Consider the following 4,025-nt stretch of genomic DNA (forward strand, 5'->3'; position numbering starts at 1 on the left):
CACGGAGTGCGATGGACACAAACCGCGACCGAATGCGATCGGAAACGGGGGGCGCACCGTCAACCGAGATCGCAAGGCTACCAGTTTCGGTCAACTTGGAACAAGGGGGCAGATGCCTGTGCGTCAAACTTGTGGAGCGGGTATCTTCTGGAGCTATGGCCCACCCCCGGAACGAGGACGGGCCTCGCGGGGCCTCCCTGAGCGGAAGGGGCGTTAATGCCTATCAGCTTTTACGGGCACGGATACCGCGAAGACCGCAATAAGGAATGGAAATCGACCCGGCGGACGAAGGAACCATTCCGGAGTCGGACCACGAATATGAAGGCGAGGATTCTGATGGGGATGGGCGCGAATCTCTGGGGCGCCGTTGATGTGGCGCGCGATTCGGTGCGGCGGCAGGCGGCGGGCCTGACTGCCCAACAGGTGGGCGAGAAGGTGAGCGAGGCCGCGCGCCGTGCGGCTGAGACCCGGGCCGGGGTGGGGGTGTCGGCTGGCGCGTACGGTCCCGATCCCGAGGAGCTCGCCGAGCAGTGGGCGGCCAAGTTGGTGGAGTGGCGGCGGGTTCAGGCCGTGCTCTGTGACTCGGGGGCCGGCCTCTACGAGCCGGGGAACGATGCCGAGGGCAGTGCCTGGGCGCAGGAGCGTGCGGAGCGGCGGGAGCGGGCTCTGGCCGGGCACGCGGAGGTTCGGCGCAGGGAGCAGGAGCGGCGGGAGGAGCTGCGGGCGCAGGTGTGGTTGTCGGCGTCGGTGAGTCGTCGGCTGCGTGCGGTGGCTGGGCAGGCCGGGGTGAGTCCGGAGCTGCTCCTGGCGCAGCTCGCCGAGCATGTCGAGTCGGTGGGCGGGGCTGTCTCGGTCCCGTCGTTTGTCCCCAGTCCCCAGGTGTAGCGGAGGTTTGTCATGGCTGGTCAGACGTTGTTCCCGCATCAAGTGGAGGCCGTGGACGCGGTCGTGCGGGTTCTGCAGGTGCCTGCGGGCGGGTCCATGCCCCCGGAGGGGCTGCGCACGCAGGTCATCGCGGCGACCGGGTCCGGCAAGACGTTGATCGCGACGGCGGCCGCGCAGCGGCTGGGGGCGCGGCGGGTGTTGGTGCTGGTGCCGACGTTGGATCTCCTCGTGCAGACGGCGGAGGTTTGGCGTGCGGGTGGGCGTGCGGGCGCGATGGTGGGGGTGTGCTCCTTGCGTGCGGAGGATTCCCAGGGTGTGCCGTGTACGACGGATGCGGCGGAGCTCGCGGCGTGGGTGGCCGGCCTCGATGCGGTGACGGTGTTCGCGACGTATGCGTCGGTGGGGCAGGGCACGCTGCAGCGGGCTCACGCGGCTGGTCTGGGTGCGTGGGATCTGATGGTGGTGGATGAGGCGCACCGCACCAGTGGGGACGGCTTGAAGCCGTGGGCGGCTGTGCACGATCAGCAGAGGATTCCTGCGGCGCGGCGCCTGTACATGACGGCGACGCCCCGGATCTGGGAGGCCTCCGATCAGGCGGCGGGGTCGGAGGATGGGGAGGGCAGGCTGGTGGCAAGCATGTCGCCCGACTCCCCGATCTTCGGGCCGGTGGCGTATCGGTTGACCTTGTCGGAGGCGATCGGCCGGGGGTTGGTGGCGCCGTATCAGGTGGTGTGTATCGACATCAGCGACCCGGATGTGCACCAGGCCTACGCCGAGGGCGACTTCGGGTCGGAGGCGGTGCGCGGGGCGCGGCTGGCCGCGTTGCAGACGGGGATCCTGTCGGCGGCCGCGCAAGAGGAGCGGCGCAAGTTGTTGACGTTCCATAGCCGGGTGGCGGAGGCGGAGGCCATGGCGGCAGGCGTCCCCGATGTGGCCGCCCGGCTGTGGCGGGAGGATCCGCGGCGGTTCCCGGCGCCGGACCGGGTGTGGTCGGCCTGGCTGTGCGGGGAGCACACCCCGGGGCATCGGCGCGTGGTCCTGGCCGAGTTCGCGTCCGACGTCATCGACGACCGCGACCAGGACCACGGCCAGAAGCAGCAGGGGGGGCACGGCCAGGAGCGGCTGCGTCCGGCCGCGCTGCGGGTGCTGAGCTCCGTGAAGGTATTGGGCGAAGGAGTCGACACGAAGAATTGTGATTCCGTCGCCTTTTGCGATGCGCGGGGCTCCATGGTTGATATCTCGCAAATGGTCGGGCGGTCGCTGCGCATGCAGCCCGGAGAGGGAAAGATTTCCTCTCTGATGGTGCCGGTATTTCTCGCTCCGGGTGAAAGCCCGGACGAAATGCTGACCTCAAACGCGTACGGGACCCTGGCGAAGATCCTTGCGGCGTTGCGGGCGCACGACTCCGAGACGATCGAGGCCCTCGCTGACTCCCGCCCGCGCAGCGGGAGTTCGAAGCTTGCGGCCGAGGACGACCGGGGCGGCGGGGAGGCCCAGGACGACGCCGAGGCGCACGGTCTGGATGACGACTCCGGCGACGGCCTGGCGGACGCTGAGGGCGGTGTGGGGGCGGGGGCGAGCCGTCCGGCGCGGGAGCTGCTGAAGTTCAGTGCCCCGCGCGATCCGGCGGTGCTCGCGCGGTTCATGAAGCTGCGGGTGATCGATCCGGAAAACGCCTTCTGGCGGCGCGGCATCGAGGCCTGCGCCCGGTATGTGAAGGAGAGCGGCGTGCAGGAGCTGCGGGTGCCGTACGACTTCGTGACGCCGCAGGACTGGGCCCCGGCCGGTTTCCCGCTGGGCACGTGGCTGGCCGATCAGCGGCGGTTCGCGAAGGCCGACACCCTGAGCGCGTCGCGGGTGGAGGAGTTGGACGGGCTGGGCATGGTGTGGTCGCACCAGGACGTCGCCTTCGAGGAGGGGCTGTCTGCGGCGCGTGCGTGGGCGGCCGTGCACGGGCACTTCCTGCCCCCGGCCACGGCGGTGTGGAACGGGTATCCGGTCGGGTCCTGGGCCAAGAATCAGCGGGCGGCGGCCAAGCTCGCCGACCAGGCCGAGGAGCAGCGCGCGGCGGGGCTGCCGGTGGAGCGGGCGGGGGCTCTCACGCAGGCCCGGCGGGAGGCGCTGGACGACATCGACCCCGGGTGGTGCCCGGCGTGGGATGTGGGATGGCAGCGGGCGTTCCGGCTCTTGCAGGAGCACCTGCGTGCGGGCGGTGCCGTGCCGGGCGGGGCGGGCGAGCTGGTCGTTCAGGGCGAGGACCTCGGGCGCTGGGCACTCGCGCAGCGGCTGGGATGGGACCAACTGGCGCCCGCGCAGGTGTGGCTGCTGGCCAACGTGCTGGGGTTGGACGCGGCGGGTGAGAACGAGCAGCCCGTGAAACGGACCCAGGACGACAAGTGGGCGCTGAACATGCGGGCCGCGCGGGCCTTTCACGCCCGTGAGGGGCACCTGCGGGTGCCGCGCAAGCACATCGAGCACCTCGCTGCCAGCGACACCGCCAACGGCGCTCAGGCGGCCACGGACGGCGTTCCGGTGCGGTTGGGTACCTGGCTCGACAACGTCCGTAAGCGCGCCGACAAACTCGCCGCCGAGCGGCGGGCGGACCTCGCGGCGCTGGGTGTGCCGTGGGCCGCTGGGCAGTGACACCGCGGGGACATCGCTCTGACCCCGGCGCCGAGTATCACTCGGTGTCGGGGTCAGTACCGTTCGGACCCGGTCGGACCCCGGGGCGCTCCGGGCGGCCGCTCAGGTCCGCGGTCGCACAGAGTTTCCGGAGCACGCGGAGGCCCACACCCTTCCACCAAGGGCACTCGTTGCCTGGGCATGAGAACGCAAGTGACGGCAGCGACCCTTGAAGTGGCGTGGGTTCAATGCCGGGGATGCCAGGGGTCAACACAGGCGGTACTGCTGACCGACCTCATCGCCCCCATCATGGCCGCAGCTCACGAGCACGTGACTACCGCTCACCCCGGGCGAAGCGGGCCCGATCTACTGGGGATGCGTACCGGCAATGCTGCACATGTTCGCGGGGCTTCCCCGGAGGACCCCAGGGGGTGGCTGGAGCTGTGGAACATGGAATTCCCGCCCGACTTCGGACCAGCCAGCCAGTACCGACCCCGCTGCAGGTAAGTAGTCGGCAC

2 protein-coding genes are annotated in these 4,025 nt (G+C 70.4%); both read left to right on the forward strand.

The genetic code is table 11. From position 1 onward, the window contains the following. The first annotated feature begins 372 nt into the window (after positions 1–372). On the forward strand, positions 373–885 hold the full coding sequence (locus ABZ953_RS39065) for a hypothetical protein (protein WP_361734262.1): 513 nt from the start codon (positions 373–375) through the stop codon (positions 883–885). Positions 886–897: 12 nt separating this feature from the next. After that, positions 898–3,528 carry a Helicase associated domain protein gene (locus ABZ953_RS39070; RefSeq protein ID WP_361734264.1) on the forward strand — a complete coding sequence of 877 codons (2,631 nt, stop codon included), beginning with the start codon at positions 898–900 and terminating at the stop codon, positions 3,526–3,528. The last annotated feature ends 497 nt before the right edge of the window (positions 3,529–4,025 follow it).

Origin of the sequence: Streptomyces sp. NPDC046465 (assembly GCF_040646035.1) — a bacterium.
Lineage (GTDB): Bacteria > Actinomycetota > Actinomycetes > Streptomycetales > Streptomycetaceae > Streptomyces.